The 25085-nt window shown below is 59.9% G+C and carries 18 protein-coding genes and 2 pseudogenes; 12 read left to right on the forward strand and 8 right to left on the reverse strand.

What is annotated here, in order from left to right; genetic code table 11:
• Nucleotides 1-10: 10 nt before the first annotated feature.
• Nucleotides 11-2884: pseudogene (locus ACTG3X_RS12315) on the forward strand (Hint domain-containing protein); the annotation flags it as partial.
• A gap of 535 nt (nucleotides 2885-3419) precedes the next feature.
• Here the strand turns inward: ACTG3X_RS12315 and ACTG3X_RS12320 are convergent.
• Together ACTG3X_RS12320 and ACTG3X_RS12325 are read right to left on the reverse strand one after the other, a co-directional pair.
• Nucleotides 3420-4028 (reverse strand): nucleotidyltransferase family protein, encoded by a 609-nt coding sequence (locus tag ACTG3X_RS12320; protein WP_439111576.1) that lies wholly within the window; start codon nucleotides 4026-4028, stop codon nucleotides 3420-3422.
• A complete protein-coding gene (locus ACTG3X_RS12325) occupies nucleotides 4028-6445 on the reverse strand; it encodes a GcvT family protein (protein WP_439111577.1) in 2418 nt (805 codons plus the stop codon). The genes ACTG3X_RS12320 and ACTG3X_RS12325 overlap by 1 nt, the downstream gene beginning before the upstream one ends.
• A gap of 197 nt (nucleotides 6446-6642) precedes the next feature.
• Here ACTG3X_RS12325 and ACTG3X_RS12330 point away from each other — a divergent pair, with 197 nt between their 5' ends.
• Nucleotides 6643-9069 carry a GcvT family protein gene (locus ACTG3X_RS12330; RefSeq protein WP_439111578.1) on the forward strand — a complete coding sequence of 809 codons (2427 nt, stop codon included), beginning with the start codon at nucleotides 6643-6645 and terminating at the stop codon, nucleotides 9067-9069.
• Between the two features lie 108 nt (nucleotides 9070-9177).
• Here the strand turns inward: ACTG3X_RS12330 and aroB are convergent, their stop codons facing one another.
• Nucleotides 9178-10296 carry a 3-dehydroquinate synthase gene (gene aroB, locus ACTG3X_RS12335; RefSeq protein ID WP_439111579.1) on the reverse strand — a complete coding sequence of 373 codons (1119 nt, stop codon included), beginning with the start codon at nucleotides 10294-10296 and terminating at the stop codon, nucleotides 9178-9180.
• Nucleotides 10293-10859, reverse strand: a pseudogene (locus ACTG3X_RS12340) (shikimate kinase); the annotation flags it as partial. The gene aroB and the pseudogene ACTG3X_RS12340, both read right to left, overlap by 4 nt.
• Before the next feature lie 109 nt (nucleotides 10860-10968).
• Between ACTG3X_RS12340 and ACTG3X_RS12345 the strand changes: the two are divergent.
• From ACTG3X_RS12345 to ACTG3X_RS12360, 4 genes are all read left to right on the forward strand, one after another.
• Nucleotides 10969-11118 carry a hypothetical protein gene (locus ACTG3X_RS12345; RefSeq protein WP_439111580.1) on the forward strand — a complete coding sequence of 50 codons (150 nt, stop codon included), beginning with the start codon at nucleotides 10969-10971 and terminating at the stop codon, nucleotides 11116-11118.
• A gap of 91 nt (nucleotides 11119-11209) precedes the next feature.
• The gene (locus tag ACTG3X_RS12350) at nucleotides 11210-12637 is read left to right on the forward strand and encodes a hypothetical protein (RefSeq protein WP_439111581.1); all 1428 of its coding nucleotides are present in this window, start codon (nucleotides 11210-11212) and stop codon (nucleotides 12635-12637) included.
• A gap of 1 nt (nucleotide 12638) precedes the next feature.
• Nucleotides 12639-13559 carry a site-specific tyrosine recombinase XerD gene (locus ACTG3X_RS12355; protein WP_439111582.1) on the forward strand — a complete coding sequence of 307 codons (921 nt, stop codon included), beginning with the start codon at nucleotides 12639-12641 and terminating at the stop codon, nucleotides 13557-13559.
• A gap of 96 nt (nucleotides 13560-13655) precedes the next feature.
• The gene (locus ACTG3X_RS12360) at nucleotides 13656-14963 is read left to right on the forward strand and encodes an HlyC/CorC family transporter (RefSeq protein WP_439111583.1); all 1308 of its coding nucleotides are present in this window, start codon (nucleotides 13656-13658) and stop codon (nucleotides 14961-14963) included.
• A 67-nt stretch (nucleotides 14964-15030) separates the two neighbouring features.
• Here ACTG3X_RS12360 and tyrS read toward each other — a convergent pair whose 3' ends face one another.
• Nucleotides 15031-16284, reverse strand: a complete 1254-nt coding sequence (gene tyrS / locus ACTG3X_RS12365; RefSeq protein ID WP_439111584.1) for a tyrosine--tRNA ligase — start codon at nucleotides 16282-16284, stop codon at nucleotides 15031-15033.
• A gap of 61 nt (nucleotides 16285-16345) precedes the next feature.
• Here tyrS and ACTG3X_RS12370 point away from each other — a divergent pair, with 61 nt between their 5' ends.
• Nucleotides 16346-17455 carry an anhydro-N-acetylmuramic acid kinase gene (locus tag ACTG3X_RS12370; RefSeq protein ID WP_439111585.1) on the forward strand — a complete coding sequence of 370 codons (1110 nt, stop codon included), beginning with the start codon at nucleotides 16346-16348 and terminating at the stop codon, nucleotides 17453-17455.
• Here the strand turns inward: ACTG3X_RS12370 and ACTG3X_RS12375 are convergent.
• Nucleotides 17447-18397: a radical SAM protein gene (locus ACTG3X_RS12375; RefSeq protein WP_439111586.1), complete on the reverse strand. Its 951-nt coding sequence runs from the start codon at nucleotides 18395-18397 to the stop codon at nucleotides 17447-17449. The two genes, ACTG3X_RS12370 and ACTG3X_RS12375, sit on opposite strands and share 9 nt — an antisense overlap.
• Nucleotides 18398-18539: 142 nt before the next feature.
• Between ACTG3X_RS12375 and zwf the strand changes: the two genes are divergently transcribed.
• The 3 genes from zwf to pgi are packed head-to-tail and all read left to right on the forward strand — an operon-like array spanning nucleotide 18540 to nucleotide 22209.
• Nucleotides 18540-19994, forward strand: coding sequence for a glucose-6-phosphate dehydrogenase (gene zwf, locus ACTG3X_RS12380; RefSeq protein WP_439111587.1), 1455 nt, complete (start codon nucleotides 18540-18542; stop codon nucleotides 19992-19994).
• Complete coding sequence (gene pgl / locus ACTG3X_RS12385; RefSeq protein ID WP_439111588.1) at nucleotides 19991-20665, forward strand: 6-phosphogluconolactonase; 675 nt, start codon at nucleotides 19991-19993, stop codon at nucleotides 20663-20665. Before zwf ends, pgl begins: the two co-directional genes overlap by 4 nt.
• On the forward strand, nucleotides 20665-22209 hold the full coding sequence (gene pgi / locus ACTG3X_RS12390; RefSeq protein ID WP_439111589.1) for a glucose-6-phosphate isomerase: 1545 nt from the start codon (nucleotides 20665-20667) through the stop codon (nucleotides 22207-22209). Before pgl ends, pgi begins: the two co-directional genes overlap by 1 nt.
• Here pgi and xth read toward each other — a convergent pair.
• Nucleotides 22206-22988 carry an exodeoxyribonuclease III gene (gene xth, locus ACTG3X_RS12395; protein ID WP_439111590.1) on the reverse strand — a complete coding sequence of 261 codons (783 nt, stop codon included), beginning with the start codon at nucleotides 22986-22988 and terminating at the stop codon, nucleotides 22206-22208. The two genes, pgi and xth, sit on opposite strands and share 4 nt — an antisense overlap.
• 266 nt (nucleotides 22989-23254) lie before the next feature.
• On the opposite strand from xth, the gene ACTG3X_RS12400 reads away from it, so the two are divergent.
• The gene (locus ACTG3X_RS12400) at nucleotides 23255-23548 is read left to right on the forward strand and encodes a hypothetical protein (RefSeq protein WP_439111591.1); all 294 of its coding nucleotides are present in this window, start codon (nucleotides 23255-23257) and stop codon (nucleotides 23546-23548) included.
• 93 nt (nucleotides 23549-23641) lie between these two features.
• Nucleotides 23642-24700, forward strand: coding sequence for a DUF6902 family protein (locus tag ACTG3X_RS12405; RefSeq protein ID WP_439111592.1), 1059 nt, complete (start codon nucleotides 23642-23644; stop codon nucleotides 24698-24700).
• A gap of 2 nt (nucleotides 24701-24702) precedes the next feature.
• On the opposite strand, the gene ACTG3X_RS12410 is transcribed toward ACTG3X_RS12405, so the two are convergent.
• A complete protein-coding gene (locus ACTG3X_RS12410) occupies nucleotides 24703-25026 on the reverse strand; it encodes a HesB/IscA family protein (protein ID WP_439111593.1) in 324 nt (107 codons plus the stop codon).
• Between the last annotated feature and the right edge of the window lie 59 nt (nucleotides 25027-25085).

The following is a 25085-nucleotide window of genomic DNA, read 5'->3' on the forward strand; positions in this document are numbered from 1 at the left end:
TATTCTGTCTGACCCCAACACAACCGACGGGCTGGACACGGTCTTTGGCGGTGCGGGTAACGATGTGATCAGCACGGGCGATGACGCTGACGAGATCGATGGTGGCACGGGCAACGACACCATTGATGGTGGTATCGATGACGACACCATCACGGGTGGCGAAGGCGATGACAGCATCATCGGCCAGCACGGCTCTGACAGTATCTTTGGCAATGATGGCGATGATTTCATCAACGCAGGTGGCAGCACCTACGGCGGCAACGAGATTGACGCGACCGACCCTGTGCCAGAAAACGACCGCGACTTTGCCGATGGTGGTGCGGGCAACGACACGATCCTTGGGGAAGACGACGATGATACGCTCATCGGCGGCGACGGGGACGACTGGCTCGACGGTGGTATTGACGAAGACAGCCTTCTTGGCGGCGCGGGGTCTGATACGGGCCTTGGCGGGCAGGGCGATGACTTTATCGATCTGTCAGGCTTTGATGAAGAACCAGACGACACCGACCTTGACCCTGAGAACGACCGTGACCTTGCCCAAGGCGGCGCGGGGGATGACACGATCCTCACGGGGGATGACGACGACACCATCATTGGTGGCGCAGGCAACGACAGCATCAACTCGGGTGTTGACGATGACAGCGTCATTGGCGGTGACGGTTCTGATACGATTGATGGCAGCGACGGCGATGACTTTATCGACGCCTCTGGCACAACCGAAGAGCTCGACGCAACCGACCCTGACCCCGAAGATGACCGCGACAGCATCATTGGCGGTGTTGGCAACGACACCATCATCACGGGCGATGACCGTGACACGATTGATGCGGGTCAAGGCGACGACAGTGTCGATGCGGGTATTGATGACGATATCATCACAACAGGCGCTGGCAGCGACACCGTCGATGCAGGGCAGGGCGACGACCTTATCGACACGTCTGGCCCAGACTTTGACAACGCGCCTGACAGTGAAGACCTTGACACCGAGAACGACCGCGACAGCGTGATTGCGGGTGCTGGCAACGACACCATCACAACGGGTGATGACCGCGACACGATTGTTGCGGGGGCGGGCAATGACCTTGTGGATGCAGGCATTGACGATGACTCGGTCATCGGCGGTGACGGGGCCGACACCATCGACGGTGGCGACGGCAACGATGTGATCGACAGCTCGGGCGGCGATAACCTGACCGATGATGTGGACACCGACCCTGAAGACGACCGTGACAGCATCATTGGTGGCACTGGTGATGACACCATCACCACGGGCGATGATGATGACACCATCCTCTCGGGCGCGGGCAATGATGTTGTGGATGCGGGTATTGATGATGACTTTGTCAGCACCGGTGACGGCTCTGACACGGTGCTCGGCGGCCAAGGCAACGACACCATCGACACGTCAGGGACGTTCCTGCCGCTGATTGATGAGGAAGACCCTTTCCCCGACAATGACCGCGACAGCGTGGATGCGGGCACGGGTGATGACGTGATCACCACAGGGGATGATGATGACACCATTCTTGGTGGGGCGGGCGATGACACCATCGACGCGGGCATCGACGATGACTTGATCGACGGGGGCGCTGGCAATGACAGCATCCTTGGGGGCCAAGGCAACGACAGCATCACAGGCGCTGATGGCGCAGATATTGTGGACGGTGGCACTGGCGATGACCTGATCGACACTTCGGGTGGCACGCCGCTGACCGATGATGTTGACCCTGATCCCGAAGATGACCGCGACAGCGTGATTGGCGGGGCTGGCAACGATACGATCTTCACGGGCGACGACGCGGACACGATCCTGGGCGATGCTGGTGACGATGTGATCGATGCGGGCATTGACGATGACAGCATCATCGGTGGCACCGGCAACGACAGCATCATTGGCGGCGAAGGTGACGACACCGCGATTGGCGCACTCGGCAACGACACGCTGATCGGTGGCGATGGCGATGACTTCCTTGATGGTGTGGTCGGCGACGACTTGCTCTCGGGGGGGGCAGGAGCTGACACCATGTCTGGTGGCCAAGGGCAGGATACCTTCATCAACATCACAGGTGGTGACGTTGTTGATGGTGGCTCAGGCCCGGATGGTGTGCGCCCTGATGGCTCGCCCAACGACTTTGACACGCTCGATTTGACGGGGGCTGCCGAAGCCGAGAACCCCGGTGGCAGCCTGAACATCACCTTTACCTCTGGTGACCGTGAAGATGGCTTTGTCGAATTCCGCGATGCGGATGGCAACATCACATCAACCATGAACTTTGAGGAGATCGAAAACGTGGTGCCTTGCTTTACGCCCGGCACAGCGATTGCGACACCGCGGGGCGAGCGCCTTGTGGAAGACCTCCGGGTTGGTGACAAGATCATCACGCGTGACAACGGCATTCAGGAGATCCGCTGGATTGGACAGAAGACGCTTTCGGGCCATGAGCTGGCACGCTCACCGAACTTGCGCCCGATCCTGATCCAGAAGGGCTCGCTGGGCAACAACCTGCCCGAGCATGACATTCTTGTCAGCCCGCAGCACCGTATCCTGATCAACAACGAGCGCACCTCGCTGTACTTTGAGGAGACAGAAGTGCTCGCGGCGGCCAAACACCTCACAGGGCTGAAAGGCGTTGATGAAGTTGGCACGCTGGGTGTGAGCTATGTGCACTTTATGTTCGACAACCACGAAGTGGTTTTGAGCAACGGGGCATGGACCGAGAGCTTCCAGCCGGGTCAGTCGGTGATCGACGGGCTGGGCACAGAGCAACGCGACGAAATCTTCCAGCTCTTCCCCGAGCTGAAGACAGAAGAGGGCATCAAGGATTACACCGCTGCCCGCCGCGCTCTGAAGAAGCACGAAGCCAAACTGCTGGTGCGGTAACAAGTTCGGCTCCGCACGCCTCTCGCGAGGTGTGCGGGCCATTTTTACGCGTTTTACGAATATGCAGCTGCGCTCCACACGACCGGAGCGCCTTGGGAGGGCGTGTTTTTACATGCCCTCCCGTTTTGTTTGGCCCGTCGTGCGCGTTAACGGTTTGGGCAGGATTTAACTTGTTTTTTAGCTAAATCCTTAAAGTCGCCGCAATCTTGCCGCAGCGCGCCCCTAGAGACGGGGGTGAACAGATGTGAGGCAAATTTTATGGCCATCTACCGCTCCTACTTTGAGAATTATGACCCCAACTACCAATGTCGCGCCGCGCAGCGCGAGATTCCGCTGGATGCGGGGGTATTTCGCCCGCAGTTGCGGCGCGGTGGCTTGGGAGGCGACTATTTGCTCGGTGGCACAGGCGGGACACCAGCTGCGGTCATTGATCTGCGCGGGCTAGAGTGTGCGGTGACACTTGAGTGCACAGAGCAGGGCGCGGGGGTGATCAGTGACGGGATCGACAGCATCGTTTTTCAAGGGGTGGAGGAGATCATTCTGCCTGAGGGGTTGATCGACGCCACTGCGCCCAGTCTTCAGGCGTGTTCAGATCACGGCGTGCACGTTCGGCTGGTAGAGCCAGCCTGTGCAGAGATGCCGCGTTTTGCTGCAGAATAGGCTCGGCGCCTCGGTCGCCATCCAGGGCTTGAAAGTCGGGCAAGGTTTGCGCCGCAAAAACAACGGGATGGCCCTCGTCGCCGCTCTCGGTGCAGGCGCGCAGACTGTGGCCCTCGGGGAGGGCCTCATAGGCCTGCCAGATATGGGCCAGATCTTGGCTAAGGTCGGGCATATCGGCAGGTAGCACCATCAGTGCGTCTGCTCGCGCGCTGATGGCAGCTTTTGCACCCGCCTTGAGCGAGGCAGACATGCCAGTTGCGGCATCGGCCACAATGAGCACCCTCACATCAAGGCCGGCCAGCGCGTCTGCGCGGGGGTGGTCTGCTGAAGGCAGGGTGACAAACACCAGATCAGCACTGGCGCGGGCGGCTTTGGCCATATGGCGCAGGCAGGGCGTGCCGTGCACATCCTCCAAAAGCTTGTCGCGCCCCCTCATGCGTGAGGAGGCGCCAGCGGCGGGCAGAAGAACCGCCCGCAGAGACATCAGCCGCGCATCCGCGCGCCATCGGCATCAAAGAGCGGCTCTGTGATGAGCGTGGCCTTGTGCATTTTGCCCAAGATCTCGATCTCCACTTGTAGGCCTGCTTTGGCCTGATCGGTGGGGACAAACCCCAAGGCGACAGATTTTTCGGCATGGTGGGAGTAGCCCCCCGAGGTGCAGAAGCCAACGACCGTGCCATCAAGCCAGATCGGCTCATAGGCGTTGACGTCGGCATCATCGGCCTCAACCTCAAAGGCGCAGAGCTTGCGGGCCGCGCCTGCCTCGCGCTCGGCCTCGGCCGCGGCGCGACCTATGAAATCAGCCTCTTTTTTGAAGCTGATAAAGCGGTCAAGGCCCGTTTCGGCTGCGGTATAGTCGGGCGAGAACTCCGACAGCCAGCTGCCAAAGAACTTATCAAGGCGCAACGACATCATGGCGCGCATGCCGAAGGGGAGCATGCCGTGCTCTTGGCCTGCTGCCCAGAGCGTGTTCCAAAGGGCGCGTTGGGCCATGGGGTCACAGTAGATTTCAAACCCCAGATCGCCCGTGTAGCTGACCCGCTGCACAACACAGTCGACCATCCCCACAGTCATGTGGCGCACATCCATAAACTTCATGGTGGAGATATCGCTGCGGGTGCAGGCGGCGAGCACATCGCGCGCCTTTGGGCCTGCCAGCTGGAAGCCGTTGAGCTTGTCGGAGACGTTTTCAACGGTCACACCCTCCATCTCGTTCTGCTCAAACCAGCGCATGTGGTAGGCTTGCGAGCCATAGCTTGCAGTGAGTTGGAAGGCTTCTTCACCCAGGCAAGAAATAGTGAAATCACCGATCAGGCGGCCCTTGTGGCTGAGCATGGGGGTGAGGCTGAGGCGGCCCGCTTTGGGCACGCGGCCAGCCATAACCCGATCCAGCCATGCGCGGGCATTGGGGCCTGTGACAAGGTATTTGCCAAAGTTGTGCGTCTCGTTGATACCGACGGCCTCACGCACGGCCTTGACCTCGCGCTTGGCGGCCTCCCAAGCATTGGAGCGGCGGAAGCTGGGTGTCTCAAAGCGTGGCTCATCGCCGATTGTGAAGTAGTTGGGCACTTCCAGCCCGAACTGCTGGCCCCAGACTGCGCCCATCTGGTCAAACACATCATACATGGGCGTCTGGCGGAAGGGGCGCGCGGCGGGCAGCTCTTCGTTGGGGTAGGCCACGGAGAAGCGGGTTTGGTAGTTTTCGATCACTTTGGGCAGCGTGTAGCCCGGTGTGATCCAGTCGCCGAAGCGGGCGACATCCATGGCCATGGTGTCGCGCTCGCATTCGCCCTCAACCATCCATTGCGCCAGCATGAGGCCTACGCCGCCGCCTTGGCTAAAGCCCGCCATGACGCCACAGGCAGACCAGTAGTTGCGCATTCCCGGCACAGGGCCAACCAGCGGGTTGCCATCGGGTGCAAAGGTGAAGGGGCCGTGGATGACCGATTTGACACCTGCTTTTTCGAGATCGGGGAAGCGCTTGTAGGCGAAGTTGATGCTGTCTTCGATCTTGTCGAAATCATCGGCCAGAAGCTCCTGACCAAAGGTGTAGCTTGTGCCATCAACCGCCCAAGGGCGGCAGGTTTGCTCATAAAAGCCGATGCAGAGGCCCATGCCTTCCTGACGCAGATAGCTCTCGCCTGCCGGGTCCATCACGTGGGGGTGCTCTTTTCCGTCGGCCATCATCTCTTTGATGAGGGGCACTTCGTCGGTGACGATATACTGGTGCTCCATCGGGTGCAGCGGGAAGTAGACGCCCGCGAGCGCACCAACTTCGCGCGCCCAGAGGCCTGCGGCGTTGACGATATGTTCGGCGTGGATGGTGCCTTTGTCTGTGACCACATCCCATGTGCCATCGGGGCGCTGGTTGGTCTCTTTGACCATGGTGTGGGTCTCGATGGTGGCGCCGCCCATGCGCGCGGCCTTGGCGTAGGCATGGGTTGTGCCTGACGGGTCAAGGTGGCCATCAAGCGGATCATACAAGCCCCCGATGATGCCATCAAGGTTGGTGACGGGGGCGATTTTCTTGATCTCTTCGGGGGTGACGATCTCTGTTTCAAGGCCCATGAAACGGTGCTTGGCGCGCTCGGCGAGGAGCATATCAAAGCGGTCCTGATTGTCGGCCAATGTGACGCCGCCCACGTGGTGCAGCCCGCAAGACAGGCCTGTCAGCTCTTCGAGCTCTTTATAGAGGCGAATGGTGTAGCCTTGCAGCGCGGCCATGTTTGTATCGCCGTTGAGCGTGTGAAAGCCGCCCGCGGCGTGCCATGTGGAGCCGCTTGTCAGCTCGGAGCGCTCAAGCAGCATGACATCAGACCAGCCAAGCTTGGTGAGGTGGTAGAGCACGGATGCGCCAACGACGCCTCCGCCAATGATGGCTACGCGGGTGGTTGTTTTCATGAGATCGCCCTTTTGTTTGGTCCGAAGCAAGCAATAGCCAGCGCGCTATCTCTTTGCTCCCGGCGACATGATATGTCGCGAATGAGTTTCTGGTCTGTTTGCCTCACAGCGACGGGAAGTGTCGGAGATTGGCAAATGAATCGGTTTTGCTTCGGCCAGACTGCGCTGCAAGTGAACGCAAATGCAAAGGCAAAATCATGCGCACAGAGGCTCAGGCTGTTGTTATCGGGGGCGGGCTTATCGGCTGCTCCATTCTCTATCATCTGACCAAGCTGGGCTGGAAAGATGTGGTTTTGCTGGAGCGCGACGAGCTGACAAGCGGCTCGACATGGCACGCGGCGGCGGGCATCCATGGCTTGCATGACAGTGCCAATATCAGCCGTTTGCAGCACTATACGATGAACCTTTACAACAGTCTTGAGGAAGAAACGGGCCAGAGCTGTGGTGTGTTTCAACCCGGCTCGCTCTATCTGGCGCAAACCCAAGAGCGTGTGCACCAGCTCAAGCTGCAAGAAGCCAAGGCCAAGCTCTATGGTATGGATTTCTCCGAGATCAGCCGCGAGCGCGCCGAAGAGCTGCACCCGCTTGTCAACTTTGACGGTATCAAATCTATCATGTGGGAACCCGCAGGTGGCAATGTTGACCCCTCAGGCGTGACCAATGCCTATGCCGCAGGCGCGCGCCAGCGCGGGGCTGAAATCCACCGCTTTACGCCTGTGACGGCCACAGAGGCGCAGGCCGATGGAAGCTGGATCGTGCGCACGCCCAAGGGCGATATTCACACCGACTGGGTGATCAACGCCGCGGGCCTTTGGGGGCGGGAAGTGGCCGCTATGGCAGGGATCGAGCTGCCGTTGCAGCCGACCGAGCACCAGTATTTTGTCACCGAGAGCATCCCCGAGATTGCAGCGATTGACCGCCGTTTGCCCTCGGTCGCAGACCGCGATGGCGAATATTACATGCGCCAGGAAGGAAAGGGGCTGCTCATCGGGGCTTATGAGAAAGACATGCGGTTCTGGGCTGAAGAGGGCACGCCGCTAGACTTTGCGCACGACCTTTTCCCCGACGATCTGGAGCGCATTGAAGACAACATCATGCGCGCCATTGACCGTGTGCCCGTGGCGGGCACAGCGGGGATCAAGCGGGTGATCAACGGCCCGATGATCTGGTCGCCTGACAGCAACGTCATTCTGGGGCCAGTGCCCGAGCTGAAAGGCTATTTCTGCTGCAACGGGATCATTCCGGGCTTCAGCCAATCGGCGGGCATGGGGCTGATGGTGGCGCAGTGGCTCACCACGGGTGAGATGGAGTATGACATGTTTGCCTGGGACATGGCGCGCTATGGCGACTGGGCGAGCAAGACATTTACCAAAGCGCGGGTGCAGGATGTTTATGCAAACCGCTTCAAAATCCACTTCCCCGGGGAAGAGCGCGCAGCCGGGCGGCCTGTGCGCACGCGGCCCGCTTACGCAAGCCAGAAAGCCATGGGCGCGGTCTTCGGGCTGAACTACGGCTGGGAGCATCCGCTCTGGTATTCGGGTGTGGAGGGCACGGAAGACACCGATGGGTTCACGCGCCAGAACTGGTGGGCGCCCGTGGGCGAAGAATGCAAGCGGCTGCGCGAGCATGCGGGTATCATTGATATCAGCAATTTTGCCAAATACCGCTGCAAAGGCGCAGGCGCTGAGGCGTGGCTGAACGCAGTTTTTGCCAACAAGATGCCAAGCGAGGTGGGGCGCTCCTGCCTGACGCCCTTGATTGGGGTGCGCGGCGGCATTGCGGGGGATGCGACGGTCACGAAACTCGCAGAGGATGAATACTGGATTGTCAGCTCGGGCATGGCAGAGCGCTATCAGAAGCGCTTTTATGACATGGTGCCGCTGCCACAAGGCACGACATTTGAGAGCATGACCGAAGCCATGTGCGGTTTCAATGTTGCGGGGCCAAAGAGCCGTGAGCTGCTTCAGCGGCTTTCCAACGCGAGCTTTGAGACCGAGGACTTCAAGTTCATGCGCTCAAAGCGGATCGAGATTGCGGGGGTCGACTGTCTTGCGCTGCGGGTGAGCTTTACGGGCGATTTGGGCTGGGAGCTGCATTGCGCGGCGCAAGACCAGCTGCGGCTTTGGGAGGCGCTCCTTGCGGCGGGCAAGGCGCTTGGGGCAGGCCCCGTGGGCAGCCGTGCGCTGATGAGCCTGCGGATCGAGAAAGGCTATGGCTCGTGGAGCCGTGAATATAGCCCTGAATACTGGCCGCAGGAAGTGGGCCTCGAACGGCTCTGCAAGCTGGAGAAAGACTTCTTGCACAAAGCGGCATGTGCCGACGCGATGGGCAAGCCCGCACGCGAAGAGCTTGTGATCATCGCGCTGGAGGAGGCCGATGTAAACGCCTCCAACGCTGACGCGACGGGCGGGGAGCCGATCTTTAAGGGCGGTGTGCCTGTCGGGCGTGTGAGCTCGGGGGCTTATGGCTATACCGTGGGCATGAGCTTGGCGCTTGGGTTTGTGAAGGCAGGTATGGCGGCGGCAGGTGACGCTGTTGAGGTGATGGTGCTGGGCCAGCCGCACAAAGCGCGGATTTTGCATGAGGCGCCGTTTGATCCGAAAGGCGAAAAGCTGCGCGCCTGACCCAAAGGCGCGGCTTCGCCGCACAGGATATTTTGGGGGGCTTCGCCCCGGGTCAAAAGCCGTGTGGCTTTTGACCCTCCCCAGGATATTTGTGGCAAAAAGAAAGAGCTAGGCGCGTGTGGCCAGAGCGTCTGTGAGGACAGATTTGAGCACGGCTGTGTCCACATCGGCTGTTACGAAAGCCGAGCCGATATCGCGCGCCATGATGAAGTTGAGGGTGCCGGCGCTGACTTTTTTGTCTTGCATCATGAGCGCGATGAGCCCCTCTGCATCGGGCAAATCACCCGCGATATCAGAGAGATCTGTCTTCATCTTCATGTCTTTGAGGTGCGCGCGCACGCGGCTCGGAGCCTCCTGGCTGCACAAGCCCAGACGCGCGGATGTTTCAAAAGCCAAGGCGCAACCTATTGCGACGCCTTCGCCGTGAAGGAGGCGGCCCGAGTAGCCTGTGGCGGCCTCAAGCGCGTGGCAGAAGGTGTGGCCCAAGTTGAGCAGGGCGCGCTCGCCTTGTTCGGTTTCGTCGCGCGCAACGATGCCGGCTTTCATGGCGACCGAGCGCTTGACGGCTTCAAGGCGCAGCGCTTCATCGCCCGAGGCAAGAGCAGGGCCGTTGGCTTCCAGCCAGCTGAAGAAGCCGGCATCGCCCAAGAGGCCGTATTTGGCGACTTCGCCATAGCCTGCGAGAAAATCCCGCGCGGTGAGTGTGCCGAGCACGGCGATATCGGCCAGCACGAGGCTGGGCTGGTGAAACGCGCCGATCAGGTTTTTGCCGTGGGGGGCGTTTATCCCTGTTTTGCCACCTACGGAGCTATCGACTTGGGCGAGGAGCGATGTCGGGATTTGCACAAAGCGCACACCCCGGCGCAGGATCGAGGCGGCAAAGCCGACAAGGTCGCCGATGACACCGCCGCCAAAGGCGATGACGATATCGTTGCGCTCTATCTGCTCTGACAGCAGCCAGTGCACGACCTCTTGCAGGTGCGGCCAGCTCTTTGTGGACTCGCCTTGGGGCAAGGACAGGTTTGAGTGGCTGATGCCTGCGGCGTCGAGCGAGGCTGTGAGGGTGGTGAGGTGCAGATCTGCGACGTGCGCGTCGCTGACGATGGCCACTTTGGGGCGCTTGAGCAGAGGGGCGATATGCGCACCCGCCCCACCAAGAAGCCCCGCACCAATCAGAACCTCATAGCTGCGATCGCCGAGCGCGACGGGGACTTTTGCAAGGGTCATGGCAGTTCCTCAAGGATGTCGCCCTGGCTGTGAAGGGCTGCGAGCACTTTCTCGGCCATTTGGGCGATAGAGTAGGTGGGGTGGCCTGCGACCTCGATATCGGCGCGGGCATAGACCGGCGCGCGTGCAGCAAAGATTTCGGCCAGCGTGGCGCGCGGATTGGCCGTGCGCAGGAGCGGGCGGGTGTCTTTGTTGCCGACACGGCTCCAGAGAAGATCGAGGTCGGCGGCGAGAAAGACCGAGACGCCAAGCTCTGATATCATCTCGCGGTTCTCAGCTGAAAGGAAGGCACCCCCGCCTGTGGAGAGAATGCTTTTGCCGCGCGCGGTGAGCAACCTGCGGATCACCTCGGTTTCGCGGGCGCGAAAAAACGCCTCGCCATCGCGCTCAAATATTTCGGGGATCGACCGATGGGCGGCGCTGACGATTTCGGCATCGGAATCCAGAAACGGGGCGCCTATTTTTGCCGCAAGCGCGCGGCCAACGGCGGTCTTGCCTGCGCCCATCATCCCGACGAGGACGACTGTCTTTTTCAGTCTGAGCGGCATGGTTCTCCCTGTCGGTCGGCGTAAGTTTGCAGATTTATCTCAATCTCTGCCTGAATGGCGTGATCTTTGCTAAAATGCCAGATATAAAGTGGGGCAAACGCGATAAAGCGAAAGCAGGGCATATATGGGCAAACTTCTCAAATGGTTGTTTTATTTGATCATTCTGGGGTTTATCGGACTTTTGGGCTATGCATATCTCGGGCCGTTTCTGGACGCCGAATTTGCACCTGCAGCGCAAGAGATTCGTATTCCGGTGGAGCTGGATGCGCATTAGGCTTCTTCTCTGCTGCTGTTTTGGCGCCTTGCCGCTGAGAGCGGAGACGCCTCTGTCCGCGATAGACTGGCTTCAATCTCCGGCCCCTGTGATGGTTGCACCGCCCGAACCCGAGGTGGTTGAATCCCCCGTGGCAGGCGGGGTTGTGACCCCTGATGTCAGTGTCACCGCGATTGAGGAGGCCAGCCAGCAGCTTAGCGTCGGTTTGTTGCCAAGCTCGGTGACAGGGCTGCCTGAGACACTCTGGAGCGAGAGCGGGGCCGATAGCTTGCTGGCTGCGATCAAGCGTGCGGATTTGCGTGAGGTTCTGGCGCTCCAAAAGCTGTTTTACACCTTGATGTTGGCAGAAGCTGTGCCGCCCGATGGGCTGGATGCGGAAGATTTTCTGACCGCGCGTGCAGGCCAGTTGCGCCATTTTGGGGCGATAGAGGCCGCAGAGGCTCTGGTTGCGCGCTTGCCTCTGGCGAGCCCTGAGCATTTTGCGCTTTGGTTTGATCTGACCTTGCTTGCGGGCCTTGAGGATAAGGCCTGTGTCACGCTCAACGCCCAGCGTGGGCTCTCCAGTGACTATGCGGCGCAGATATTCTGTGCGTTGCGGGGGCAAGACTGGGACAGTGCGGCGCTCTTGTTTGACTCTGCCGATGCGCTTGGCCTGCTGAGCACAACCGAACGCGAGCTTTTACTGGCGTTTCTTGATCCGGACTATGCCGAAACCACCCAAAACCTTGCGCCGCCACGGGATATTTCCGCGCTGGAATTCAGGCTCTATGAGGCGGTCGGAAATCCGCTGCCCACGGCCAATCTTCCGATTGCCTACTCTGTGGCCGATCTGCGCGATCTGGCGGGCTGGAAGGCCCAGATTGAGGCGGCGGAGCGCTTGGTGCGCAATGGGGCTTTGTCGGCCAACACGCTTCTCGGGCTTTACACCGAACGCAAGCCTGCGGCCTCTGGCGGGGTCTGGGAACGGGTGCGCGCGGTGCAAAACCTAGAGGCTGCGCTGGAAGCACGCGCGCCAGAGGCGCTGAGCCAAGCCCTGATTCAGGCGCAGCGCGAGGTGGCGGAATATGGGCTGACGCCTGCCTTGGCCGAGATTTATGCGCCAGAGCTTGCCGAGTTTGAACTCACCCAAAGAGGCGATGAGCTGCGCTTTATGCTGACGCTGATGAGCGATGGCTACGAACGTGCGCGCGTTGAGCCTGCGCATGTGACAGCGCACAGCCGCTTTATGCAGAGCCTTGCGGCGGGGGCGCCCGAGGGGGCTTCTGCGCTCAACTCGCCTCTTGCTGTGGCGATAGAAGACGGCTTTGGGGCTGCGCGCCCTGATGAGGCACTCACCACGATGATGGCCGAGGGCCGGCTGGGTGAGGCTATTTTACTGGCGTCTGCGCAGATGGCATCGGGGTTGAATGGCAACACAACTGCTTTGAAAAGCGGGATCGCGGCCATGCGCCAGATGGGGCTGGAAGATATCGTGCGCCGCGCCTGTCTGCAAATGATGTATCTGAAGCCGCGCGACTGAGATGCAAAACTGGCTCGGCATGTTTCTGGAAACGAAGGCCGCCGAGGCGGGGGCCGCCAAAAACACGCTTGAGGCCTATGGCCGCGATCTCAACGATTTTTTGGGCTGGTGCGCCCACCACGGACACGCCCCCGAGGCTCTGGGAAAGCCTGATATCGAGGCCTATCTGATTGCTTGTGATGCGCAAGGCTTGGCCAAATCAACCCGTGCGCGCAGGCTCTCTGCGATCAAGCAGTATTATCGCTTTGCCTATGAAGAGCGCATTCGCAGCGACAACCCTGCGCTGGAGATATCCGGCCCGGGGCGCAGCAAAGCACTGCCGCAGGTGTTGAGCGAGGACGAGGTGACGCGCTTGTTGGAGGGGGCCCGCGCGGTGGGGCGTGGCCCTGTGGAGCAGCTGCGCAACCGGTGCCTTCTGGAGCTGCTTTATGCTACGGGTATGCGTGTGAGCGAGCTTGTGGGGCTGCCAGTGGCGGCGGCGCGGGGCGACCCCAAGGTTCTGCTGATCATGGGCAAGGGGGGCAAAGAACGTATCGTGCCTCTGTCGCCTGATGCGCGGGAGCTGTTGCAAGACTGGCTTGTTGCGCGGGACGCAGCCGAAGAGCTGGCACGCGAAAAGGGGCAGGCCGCCTCGCGCTTTCTCTTTCCGAGCCGCTCCAAGGCAGGCCATATGACGCGCAACAGGTTCTATCTCTTGATGAAGGAGATCGCGGTGCAGGCAGGGATCAGCCCCGCCAAAGTGAGCCCGCACAAGCTGCGCCATGCTTTTGCCACCCATCTTTTGGCCAATGGGGCTGATCTGCGTGCGATCCAGATGCTCTTGGGCCATGCTGACGTGGCGACGACCGAGATTTACACCCATGTTCTGGAAAAACGCCTGCAAGACTTGGTGTTGCTGCATCACCCGATGGCGCAGGACTGACACCCAAGCGCCGCAAGTGTCGCCAAAAGCCTGCATGGCCCTTGAAATTGGGGCTGTAAGCGTTTCATAAGCAAGAGACTTTATGTGGAGGGATCAATGGATCCGAACGTGGCCTCACCTGATGGGGCGTATTGGATAACCGCTGCGGCGATCGGCTTTTTGCTGGTTTTGTCGGGCTTCTTTTCTGGCAGTGAAACCGCTTTGACAGCGGCCTCGCGGGGCAAGCTGCGCAATCAGGCCGACAAGGGCAACTCGGGCGCCAAGCGTGCGCTGGACATCACCGAGGACAACGAGCGCCTGATCGGCTCGGTTCTGCTGGGCAACAACCTTGTCAATATTCTGGCGGCCTCGCTGGCCACATCGCTGTTTACGGCGATTTTTGGAGAGAGCGGCGTGGCGATGGCGACGCTGGTGATGACCATGCTTGTTCTGGTCTTTGCAGAAGTTTTGCCCAAGACATATGCCATCACCAATGCAGAACGGGCTGCGGCCCTTGTGAGCGCGCCCATTCGCATTGTTGTTTTGGTCTTTGCTCCGATTGTGACGGCCGTGCGCTGGTTTGTGCGCCTGCTTTTGCGCGCAATCGGCATTCAGGCCGACCCTGACAGCCATATTCTGGCGGTGCGTGAGGAAATCGCGGGGGCGCTTTCGCTCGGCCACTCTGAAGGGATTGTGGAAAAAGAAGACCGTGACCGTATCCTGGGTGCGCTCGATCTGGCGGAACGGGCTGTGGAAGAGATCATGTTGCACCGCTCGGGCATCGAGATGATTGATGCAGACCTTGAGCCACAAGAGATCCTTGAGCGCTGTTTGAACAGCAACCACACACGCTTGCCTGTTTACCGCGGGGATCAGGACAATATCATCGGTGTGATCCACGCCAAAGACCTGCTGCGCTCCATGCACAAGCATATGCTGGCGGCGGGCACGGTCGAGGCGGCGTTTAACGACTTTGACCTCGCAGAAGTGGCGATGGAGCCCTATTTTGTGCCTGAAACCACAACGCTGGATGAGCAGATGCGCCAGTTCTTGCGCCGCCGTACGCATTTTGCGTTGGTGGTGGATGAATATGGGGTGTTGCAGGGGCTGATCACGCTGGAGGATATTCTGGAAGAAATCGTTGGCGAAATCACCGACGAACACGACCCTGCGGCTGACCATACGGTGACAAAGGGAGAAGACGGGTTCTTCTTTGTCGATGGTGCGATGACCATTCGTGACCTCAACCGCACGACCGAGTGGAGCCTGCCGGACGAGGATGCCAACACCGTGGCAGGCCTTGTGATCCATGAGGCGCAGATGATCCCTGAAGAGGGGCAGGTTTTTGCCTTCCACGGGTTCCGCTTCACTGTGGAAGAACGGGAAGACAACCGTATCACCAAGCTTAAAATCCGCCCGCTTTAAGCCGGGTTTGGGCGGGTCGGAGTGCACCGATCCGCCCGATTTTTGGCGCTGAGACGCTCAGACAGGCTTAGCTGTCAAGCTTCACAAGCGCATGGCGTTTCTTGCCTGCGGTGAGCTTGAGTGTGGCGGCCACATCCTCGGCAGAAAACATCTGGCCTGCTTCTGTGACGGCGTCGTCGTTCACACGTGCGCCACCCTCGCTGATGAGGCGTTTGGCTTCTTTGCCCGAGCCGACAAGACCCGCGCGCACAAAGAGCTGTGCTGCGGAGATGCCCTCGGCCACATCGGCGGCGGGGAGGGCAACGGTTGTCAGCTCTTCGCCAACGCCGCCCCGCTCGAAGACTTCGCGCGCTGTGGCTTCGGCGGCCTCGGCTGCGGCGCGGCCATGGCAAAGGGTTGTGACCTCATTGGCGAGCACGACCTTGGCTTCGTTGATCTCGGAGCCTGCAAGCGCGCCGAGGCGGTCGCATTCCTCTACGGGCAGCTCTGTGTAGAGCTTGAGAAAGCGGCCCACGTCGGCATCGGTTGTGTTGCGCCAGAACTGCCAGAACTCGTAAGGGCTGCGCATATCCGCGTTGAGCCAAACGGCGCCATCGGCTGATTTGCCCATTTTCTTGCCATCGGATGTGGTGAGCAGGGGCGAGGTCAGGCCGAAGATTTCATTGCCGATAACGCGGCGTGTGAGGTCTATCCCGTTGACGATATTGCCCCATTGATCAGAGCCGCCCATTTGCAGCGCACAGCCGTAGCGGCGGTTGAGCTCGAGGAAGTCATAGGCCTGCAAGATCATGTAGTTGAACTCAAGGAAGCTCAGGGATTGCTCACGGTCAATGCGGCTTTTCACGCTTTCAAAGGCCAACATGCGGTTGACCGAGAAGTGGCGGCCAATGTCGCGCAGGAACTCAAGGTAGTTGAGCCCGTCCAGCCACTCGGCGTTGTTCAGCATCAATGCGCCTGTGGCGCTCTCGTTGTAATCGACATATTTGGCAAAGACCTGCTGGATGCCGCTGATGTTGTCGTTGATCTGGTCTTCGGTCAGCAGCGGGCGTTCATCGGCGCGAAAGCTCGGATCGCCCACTTTCGTGGTGCCGCCGCCCATAAGGGTGATCGGCTTGTGGCCGGTTTTTTGCAGCCAGCGCAGCATCATGATCTGGATGAGCGAGCCGACATGGAGCGACTTGGCCGTGGCATCAAAGCCGATATAAGCCGGAACCACACCCGCAACCATGGCGTCATCGAGGCCTTGATAATCGGTGCAATCGGCGAGAAAGCCGCGCTCCATCATGACACGCATGAAGTCCGATTTGGGGTGGTAAGTCATTTTGATATTCCTTGGCTGATGTCGGGCTTGTATAGAGCGCTCATGGGCGAAGGAAAAGACCATGATTAAAGCCAAAAACCGTAGCGGAGCTGTGACAGCGGTGGGCGCGATGAGCGGCACCTCTCTGGATGGCGTGGATGTGGCCGAAGTGACCACGGACGGGCACGATATCTTTGGCTTCGGGGCGACGGGCTATCGCGGGTATTCGGCCGAGGAACACAGTGTTTTGCGCGCCGCTCTTGGCAAGTGGCATCAGGCCGAAGGGCTAGAGGCGGCGTTTGAGGTCGTGCAGCGGGCCCATGTCGAGGCGCTCGCTGAGATGGCGACGGACATCGTGGGCTTTCATGGCCAGACGCTGGCACATGAGCCGCGCGGGCGGGGCACACACCAGATGGGCGACGGGGCCGCTTTGGCCGAGGCGCTCGGCAAGACTGTGGTATGGGATTTTCGCTCATCCGATGTAGAGCTTGGCGGCGAGGGCGCGCCGCTGGCCCCTTTTTTCCACCACGCCTGCGCGCGCTATCTGGGATATGAGCGCCCCGTGGCCTTCCTCAATCTTGGGGGCGTTGGCAACATCACCTTTGCCGATCCGCGCATCGTGGCGCCTGAGGCGGAGGGCGCTGTGCTGGCCTTTGACACGGGGCCAGCGAATGCGCCGATCAACGACTTGTGCAACGAGCGGCTGGGCAAACCCTATGACGCGGGGGGCGCGCTGGCGCGGCAAGGCACAGTAGAGACGGGGGCGCTGGAGCTGTTTCTGGCTGATCCGTATTTTTACCGCATACCGCCCAAGTCACTTGACCGCGATGCGTTTGCGGAGATGCGCGAGCTGGTGCTTGAGCTGTCAGATGCGGATGCGGCGGCAACGCTGACGGGTATGGTGGCCGCCTCGGTTTTGCAGGGCATGGACCATGCGCCTGAGCCGCCTGTTGAAGTCCTGGTCACAGGTGGGGGGCGGCACAACCCTGTGATGATGCAGATGTTGGCGGCAGCGCTCGACTGCCCTGTGCGCAACATTGACGACACAGGGCTGAACGGCGACATGCTGGAAGCGCAGGCCTTCGGCTATCTGGCAGTGCGCGTGGCGCGCGGCTTGCCCACCTCTTGCCCCAGCACCACAGGCGTGCGCGCGGCAGTGGGCGGCGGGATTGTCAGCCGCCCGTCACGCTGAGCAGGAGGCGCCGCCCAGAACACAGAACTTGGCGCAATGCGGGTGGTTGAGCTGCACAGGGCCACTGGCGTCCGCCAGAGTTGTGCCCAGCTCGAACTCGGGTGCATAGGCCAGAAGCGTGCAGGCGAGGACGGCGGGGGCGGTGGCCCCCTTGCGCTTTACCACCATGCGAGATGAGGCGCACATGACATCCTCTGGCGATTTGTTCAGGATGCCCCAGCAGTCTGTGGTGATTTCGGGCACTTCGACGCTCATGTCCATTTCAGGGAAAAGCACGGTTTGGCCGGGGGATTGCGCGTCGATGTTGAAGTTGTTCTCTTGGTAAAGACGGCCATAGCCTGCGCGCGCGTCAGCCTCGCTTTCGTGAAAGGCAATGCGCCCCGCAACAGCCATGGGGAAGCCTGCGTCGCGCAGCCATGCCATGCCCTCAAGCGTGCGCGCGAAGGCGTCTTTGCCGCGTTCGGCATTGTGCAGCTCTTCTGACCAGTGATCGACCGAGATGCGGAAGGTCATCTTGTCGCGGAAACGCTCGGCCAAGCCCAGCAAGGCCTTCTGAACCGATTTTCGCATCATCGGGCGCATGGCGTTGGTGAGAACCAGCACGTCAAACCCGCGCTCAAGAGCGGCTTCCATCATCCCTGCCATTTCAGGGTTCATAAAGGGCTCACCGCCAGTGAAGGCAATTTCGCGGATGGGCCAGCCGAGGGTCTCTATCTCGTCCAGATAGGGCTCGACTTCGGCGCGGGTGAGATACACCAGCGCATCATTTGTGGGCGAGCTTTCAATATAGCAATTGGCGCAGGTGATGTTGCAGAGGGTGCCCGTGTTGAACCAAAGCGTCTCGGGCTTGGTGAGCGCCACAGAGGCGCGGGCCTCGCCTTTGGCGGTCACAAAGGGATCGGCAAATTTGCCCGTATTGGCGGTGCGTGCAAAATCTTCCATGTGAGCGGTGCCTCTCGTTCGTGTTTTGTTGTGGCTACCGCAGATGGAGCGGGCAAAAAAGGGCCGAGATCGGCTTTGACGCCATTGTGAACGCGCGCAGTCCTGTTATCTTTGCGCAAAGAGAAATACGCAAGGTTTGCAAATGGTTTCGCGCGTCATTCCCGTCGATGATTTTGATCTGGTGATATTCGGCGCAACGGGAGACCTTGCGCGCCGCAAGATATTGCCGAGCCTGTTCCGCCGCTTTTATGCGGGGCAGATGCCGGACGATGCGCGCGTCATCGGGGCTGCGCGCTCTGATCATGATGAGGCGAGCTTTCGCGCTTTGGTGCTGGAGGCTTTGAAGGAGTTTGCCAAGGTTAAAGGGGCAAAAGCATCTGATTACAAAGCTTTTGTCGCGCGTCTGGACTACGTGGCGCTCGATGCGCGCGGCACCGACGGCTGGGATGCGCTCAAGGCGCTATGTGGGCGCAGCGTGACGCGGGCGTTTTACTTCTCGGTCGGGCCGAGCCTCTTTGAAGACCTTGCCAAGCGGTTGCACAAATACGGGCTGGCAGGGGATGAAACGCGGATTGTGGTGGAGAAGCCTTTCGGGCGTGATCTGGCAAGCGCGCAGGCGCTGAATGCGGCCTTGGCCAAGCATTTTGACGAGAGCCAGATCTACCGCATTGACCACTATCTCGGCAAAGAGACCGTGCAAAACCTGATGGCGGTGCGCTTTGGCAATATGTTGTTCGAGCCGCTCTGGAACAGTCAGTATATTGATCATATCCAGATCACGGTGGCCGAAACCGTGGGTGTTGGCGGGCGCGGCGAATATTATGACCGCGCGGGTGCGATGCGCGATATGGTGCAGAACCACTTGATGCAGCTTTTGTGCCTGATCGCGATGGAGCCGCCTGCGCGCTTTGAGCCTGATGCGGTGCGGGATGAGAAGCTCAAGGTTATTCGCGCGCTTGAGCCTGTCGGGCCGAAAGAGTGTGTGCGTGGCCAATACGCGGGCGATGAGGCGCGGGCGAGCTATGCCGATGATGTGGGGGATGCAGAAAGCACGACCGAGAGCTTTATTGCCCTTAAGGCGCATATTTCAAATTGGCGGTGGGCTGGCACGCCTATTTATATGCGTACAGGCAAGCGCCTGAAGCACCGCGCGAGCGAGATTGCCGTTGTGTTCAAGGATACGCCTCACAACATCTTTGGGGAAGACAGTGGCCGACACCGCAATATCCTGAGCATTCGCTTGCAGCCCAACGAGGGCATCGAGCTCGGCGTGACCATCAAAGAGCCCGGCCCGGGGGGGATGCGGCTGATTGATGTGCCGCTGGATATGAGCTTTGCCGAGGCGCTCGGGCCAGAGGGCGAAGATGTGCCAGATGCCTACGAGCGGCTGATCATGGATGTGATCCGCGGCAACCAGACGCTGTTTATGCGGGATGATGAAGTTGAAGCTGCATGGCGCTGGAGCGATCCTATTATTGCAGATTGGGAAGCGCGGCGCGATGTGCCACTGGCTTATGAGCCTGATAGCGCGGGGCCTGATGACGCGCTTATGTTGATGCACCGTGACGGGCGCCGCTGGAGAGAGATAAGAGAATGAAGTTTGTAACCTATCCTGATGATGAAATGCTCGCCATTGGCGTGGCCAATGTTTTGGCGGGAGAGCTTGAGAATGTGCTGTTCCATGAGGAGCGCGCGAGCCTTGCTGTGCCCGGTGGCACGACGCCGGGGCCGATCTTTGATGCGTTGTGTGCGGCGTCGCTTGAGTGGAGCCGTGTTGACGTGATGCTGACAGACGAGCGCTGGCGCCCTGAAGTGCATGTGCGCTCCAATGCGCGGCTGTTGCGCGAGCGGCTGCTGCAGGGGCGGGCGGCGGAGGCCGTGTTTCACCCGTTTTACACGGGCGCAGACACGCCTGACGAGACATTGGCAGATGTTGAAAGCACGCTTTACCCCTGTCTGCCGCTCTCTGTTGTTTTGCTCGGGATGGGCACGGATATGCACACTGCCTCGCTCTTTCCCGGTGCCGAGGGCTTGGAGGCGGGCCTGAGTGATACGACCACAGCCCTGCTTGTGCCGATCACGGCGGCGGGGGAGCCTGAGCCGCGCGTGAGCCTCACGGCCAATGTGCTCAACGGGGCGATGAAGAAACACCTGATCATCATCGGGGATGAAAAACGCGCAGCTCTGGAGCGCGCGGCGACGTTGCCGCCGGAAAAGGCCCCTGTGAATGCGATCCTGGAAGGCACAACGGTGCATTGGGCGCCCTGATGTTTGAAGCGCAGGTTGCGGCCGAGTGGGCGCGTGTCTTTACGCTGGGCAAGGCGCGGCCGAAGATTGCGGCGCTCTTTGAGGCGGATCCTGCGCGCGCCAAGGGATTTAGCCGTGAGGCCTGCGGGCTTCTGTATGATTTCAGCAAAACCGCGCTGACAGAGCAAAGCCTGACAGCGCTGCTTGATCTGGCCGAGGCCGCCGATGTGGAGGCCAAGCGCGCCGCGATGTTTGCGGGAGAGAAGATCAACGCAAGCGAAGGCCGTGCTGTGCTTCATACAGCGTTGCGGGCAGGGCCTGCGGCTGTGGTCAAGGTCGATGGGCACGATGTGATGCCTGATGTGCGCGCAACGCTTGCGCGGATGCAGGCTTTTGCCCGCAAGATACGGGCCAGCGACATCACCGATGTTGTCAACATCGGCATTGGCGGCTCAGATCTTGGGCCTGTCATGGCCACGCAGGCGCTTGCGCCTTATGGCGACGGGCCGCGTGTGCATTTTGTCTCCAACATTGACGGCGCGCATATTCACGATGTGCTCAAAGAACTGACGCCTGCAAAGACCCTTGTGGTGGTGGCGTCCAAGACCTTTACCACGATTGAGACGATGACAAACGCCAAGACCGCGCGGCGCTGGTTGGCGGCACATGTGGCTGAGCCTGCGGCACAGTTTGTGGCCATCTCCAGCGCTGAGGAGAAGGCGGCGGCGTTTGGGATTCCTGCGGAGCGGGTGTTTGGCTTTGAAGACTGGGTTGGTGGGCGCTACTCGGTTTGGGGGCCGATCGGGCTGAGCTTGATGCTGGCCATCGGGCCTGAGCAGTTTGAGGCTTTTTTGGCGGGCGCACGCGAGATGGATACACATTTTACGACTGCGCCTTTGCGTGAAAACATACCTGTTTTACACGCGCTTGTCGGGCTTTGGCATCATCAGGTCTGTGGCCACGCCACGCGCGCGGTGCTGCCCTACGAGCAGCGCTTGGCGCGCTTGCCCGCCTATCTGCAGCAGCTTGAGATGGAGAGCAATGGCAAGCGCGTGAGCCAGACGGGGCAGGCGCTGGCCTTTGGGTCGGGGCCTGTCGTCTGGGGGGAACCAGGCACCAACGGGCAGCACGCGTTTTACCAGCTTTTGCACCAAGGCACAGAAGTGGTGCCTGCGGAGTTTCTTGTGGCGATGCAGGGGCATGAGCCAGATCTGGCCGACCACCATGCGTTGCTTGTGGCGAACTGTCTTGCGCAGTCGCAAGCCTTGATGTTGGGGCGCAGCCATGAAGATCCGCAGCGTGTGTTTGAAGGCAATCGCCCCTCTGTGACGATGGCGTATGAGAGACTCACGCCAAAGATGTTGGGGCGGATTATTGCGCTCTATGAACACCGTGTGTTTGTCGAGGGGGCGATCCTCGGGATCAACTCGTTTGACCAGTTCGGGGTCGAGCTTGGCAAAGAGATGGCGACCGCTCTGCACCCTGTTCTTGACGGTGCAGCCGCGGAAGGTCTGGACAGCTCAACCGCTCGATTGGCAGCGTTTTACCGCTCTTTTCAGAGCTAGACGTCTAGCGTGAGCCAAACTGGTACGTGGTCGGACGGCTTTTCGCGGCCCCGCATTTCGGCCTGAATTTCGCATTTGACCATGAGATCGGCACATTCCGGGCTGAGCAGGAAGTGGTCAATGCGGATGCCATTGTTGCGCTGCCATGCGCCTGCTTGATAATCCCAGAAGCTGTAGTGCCCGCCACCTTGGGTTTGGGCGCGGAAGGCTTCTGTGAGGCCAAGCGCCAAAAGGCGGCGGTAGGCTTCGCGTGTTTGGGGCAGGGCGAGCGCGTCTTGCTGCCAGCTCTCGGGTTTGGCGGCGTCTTCGTCTTGCGGGATCACGTTGTAGTCGCCCGCCATGAAGAAGGGCTCTTCCAGCGCCAGAAGCTCTTCGGCGCGGGTGTGAAGCCGCTTCATCCACGCCAGTTTATAGTCATATTTCGGGCCCGGGGTCGGGTTGCCATTGGGCAGGTACAGACCGCAGATGCGCAGCGCTGTCTTTTCGCCGACGACTGTGGCCTCGATATAGCGGGCCTGCTCGTCGGTTTCATCGCCGGGCAAGCCGCGCATGACATCTTCCAGTGGCACTTTGGAGAGCAGGGCAACGCCGTTGAAGGATTTCTGACCGTGGGTTTCCAGCTGATACCCGAGCGCCTCGATCTCGTCGCGCGGGAATGCTTCATCGACCGATTTGATCTCTTGCAAGATCGCTACATCGGGGGCGTCTTCTTTGAGCCATGTGATCAGGGTTTCGTATCGGGCTTTGACGCCGTTGATGTTGAATGTCGCGATCTTCATGGGGCCCGCCTTTGTGCACTTCGGGGCAGGTGTAGCGGAAGAATCACCGTTCCGCCAGAGCCGGAGTGCGGGGGTATTCCGGGCGGCGCAGAGGGCAATTCGGGAGGAGATGTATCGTGAGCTTTGCCGTGGGGCGGCCCGGCTTGAGGCTAAAAGTGCCCATACTTCAGGATGTTATAAATACAACTTTAACGGTATCGAAAGTTGTTGATTAACAATCAAAAGTAGATAACGCTAAAGGAACATCAACCTTGGAGGGATTAAACATGACTGCACTTCGTAAACTCATCACACCAACTCAAGAGATCACAGAGACAAGCCTGTTTGACGGTGTCGGCTCTGAACTTTTCATCAGCGGCTCTGCGCCAAGCTCATCTGATCTTATGGCAGGGGATGCCACTGATGCCTTTATCAGCGGATCGGCCCCAACAACCACAGACGCGCTGGCAGGTGACGCGACAGGCGCATTTATCAGTGGATCGGCTCCAACAAGCTCACACACACTCACGGGCGATGCCACAGGGGCCTATATCAGCGGGTCTTCCCCTGCGGCCGACTGACAGGTCTCTCTCCCGATGCTGTAAAGTCGGGCGTATCGGCGGGGGGCAAGGCAGGCTCCCCGCCATTTTTTTAAAGAGTATCGAGGTTATGTTATGGGCAATGTCATCACGCTTGATTTTTCCAAACCTGCGCTGTCGGAAAAGACGCAACAGACAGCTTTGGCGCATTGCTTTGCCCGCCATCGGCGCATCGGGGATGATGTGTTCTGGCTCAAGGAAAATGCCGAGCTTCTCAATGTCCATGAGACGATCGGGAAGCGCTTCAGCCCTGAAACCTTAAGCGCTTATGAAAGTTTTTATGCCAACGTGGAAAGCCGGCTGACCTTCTTTCCACAATACTACCGCTTCTTTTTGTCTATCACGCTTGATCTTGAGGCGCTTGGCCTTGACGGCGATGTGGGGGAGCGCCTCTGTCACTATGCCCAGAAGATGCAGCTGGCCGATGTGGAACTGTCCGATTTGCAGCGCGCTGAAGCCGCGCGGCTGTTGGGCCGTCGGGGCATTGCGCTTGGCGGTGAGGACACGGGACTGCCAGACCGCCTGCGCCGGTTTATTTCGCGCAGTGAGACGTTTTCGGTGCCCAACAAGAAGGCCGCATACGAGCTGACACATATTGTGTTTTATCTGAGTGAATATGGCCGCCGCGACCCGGAGTTGAGCGAAGAGGCGGCCCGCAGCCTCATGTTTGCGGGCACGCTGGCGCTGATTGACGAAAACGCTGATTTGCTGGCGGAAATCTGTATCGCGCTTCGCTTTGCGCGCCGCCCTGTGCCTCAGGCTTGGGAAGATTGGGTGCAGGCTGTGCGCAGAAGCTTTGATGTCAGCGCTGAAGCCACGCCGCCGATTGACGACTACCACGAGTTTCTGATGAGCAATTGGCACGCCATGGTGACGGGCTGTGCGAGCTTTGAGCAGCCGATGAGCGCCGAGCGGATGATTTTTCGCAGGTCACACGGCCATCATGGCGTGCTGCGGGCGATGTCGGAATACCTTTACAACCTTGCTGAGCGCCGTGTCGATGACTGGGGCGCCATGCGGCTGCAGCTAGAGGGGATGCTGGCAGGAGAGGCCTATGCCCACCTCTTGGAGGCCGAAGCGGCCTATCCCGAGTTTGACGCTTTTTTTGCGCTGTTTGCGCGGGCGGGTGGCTGAGCCTACATCGAAAAGGACACGCCGCAGCCACAGGAGCTAGAGGCGTTCGGGTTTTCGATCACAAACCGCGCACCGATCAGCTCTTCGACGTAGTCGATTTTGGCTCCCGTGAGAAAAGGCTGGCTGACCTCGTCAATCACCACTTTTTCACCAGCGCCTTCCAGCACCAGATCATCGGCAGCCGGATCATCAAGTTTGATTTCATATTGAAAGCCCGAACAGCCACCGCCCTCAACGGCAACGCGCAGGGCTTTGCCTTCTTTGCTGGCTCCAATGGCGGCGAGTTGCTCAAAGGCTTTTTCTGTGACGGCGGGGGGGACGAACATGGGCTCGGATCCTTACGGGCTGGCGGGTTTACCTGACGGCTCAGTGCCATATATATGGG

The sequence above is a fragment of the Lentibacter sp. genome (genome assembly GCF_965658795.1).
Classification (GTDB): Bacteria; Pseudomonadota; Alphaproteobacteria; order Rhodobacterales; family Rhodobacteraceae; genus Lentibacter.

Bases quoted from the DNA above. Each gene is read 5' to 3' on its own strand.
- ACTG3X_RS12330 (WP_439111578.1), top strand. From the start codon at position 6,643: ATGCGCACAGAGGCTCAGGCTGTTGTTATCGGGGGCGGGCTTATCGGC.
- ACTG3X_RS12355 (WP_439111582.1), top strand. From the start codon at position 12,639: ATGCAAAACTGGCTCGGCATGTTTCTGGAAACGAAGGCCGCCGAGGCG.
- ACTG3X_RS12405 (WP_439111592.1), top strand. From the start codon at position 23,642: ATGGGCAATGTCATCACGCTTGATTTTTCCAAACCTGCGCTGTCGGAA.
- tyrS (WP_439111584.1), bottom strand. From the start codon at position 16,284: ATGACTTACCACCCCAAATCGGACTTCATGCGTGTCATGATGGAGCGC.
- ACTG3X_RS12370 (WP_439111585.1), top strand. From the start codon at position 16,346: ATGATTAAAGCCAAAAACCGTAGCGGAGCTGTGACAGCGGTGGGCGCG.
- ACTG3X_RS12375 (WP_439111586.1), bottom strand. From the start codon at position 18,397: ATGGAAGATTTTGCACGCACCGCCAATACGGGCAAATTTGCCGATCCC.
- aroB (WP_439111579.1), bottom strand. From the start codon at position 10,296: ATGACCCTTGCAAAAGTCCCCGTCGCGCTCGGCGATCGCAGCTATGAG.
- xth (WP_439111590.1), bottom strand. From the start codon at position 22,988: ATGAAGATCGCGACATTCAACATCAACGGCGTCAAAGCCCGATACGAA.
- ACTG3X_RS12350 (WP_439111581.1), top strand. From the start codon at position 11,210: ATGGTTGCACCGCCCGAACCCGAGGTGGTTGAATCCCCCGTGGCAGGC.
- ACTG3X_RS12320 (WP_439111576.1), bottom strand. From the start codon at position 4,028: ATGTCTCTGCGGGCGGTTCTTCTGCCCGCCGCTGGCGCCTCCTCACGC.
- ACTG3X_RS12345 (WP_439111580.1), top strand. From the start codon at position 10,969: ATGGGCAAACTTCTCAAATGGTTGTTTTATTTGATCATTCTGGGGTTT.
- ACTG3X_RS12325 (WP_439111577.1), bottom strand. From the start codon at position 6,445: ATGAAAACAACCACCCGCGTAGCCATCATTGGCGGAGGCGTCGTTGGC.
- ACTG3X_RS12360 (WP_439111583.1), top strand. From the start codon at position 13,656: ATGGATCCGAACGTGGCCTCACCTGATGGGGCGTATTGGATAACCGCT.
- pgi (WP_439111589.1), top strand. From the start codon at position 20,665: ATGTTTGAAGCGCAGGTTGCGGCCGAGTGGGCGCGTGTCTTTACGCTG.
- pgl (WP_439111588.1), top strand. From the start codon at position 19,991: ATGAAGTTTGTAACCTATCCTGATGATGAAATGCTCGCCATTGGCGTG.
- ACTG3X_RS12400 (WP_439111591.1), top strand. From the start codon at position 23,255: ATGACTGCACTTCGTAAACTCATCACACCAACTCAAGAGATCACAGAG.
- zwf (WP_439111587.1), top strand. From the start codon at position 18,540: ATGGTTTCGCGCGTCATTCCCGTCGATGATTTTGATCTGGTGATATTC.
- ACTG3X_RS12410 (WP_439111593.1), bottom strand. From the start codon at position 25,026: ATGTTCGTCCCCCCCGCCGTCACAGAAAAAGCCTTTGAGCAACTCGCC.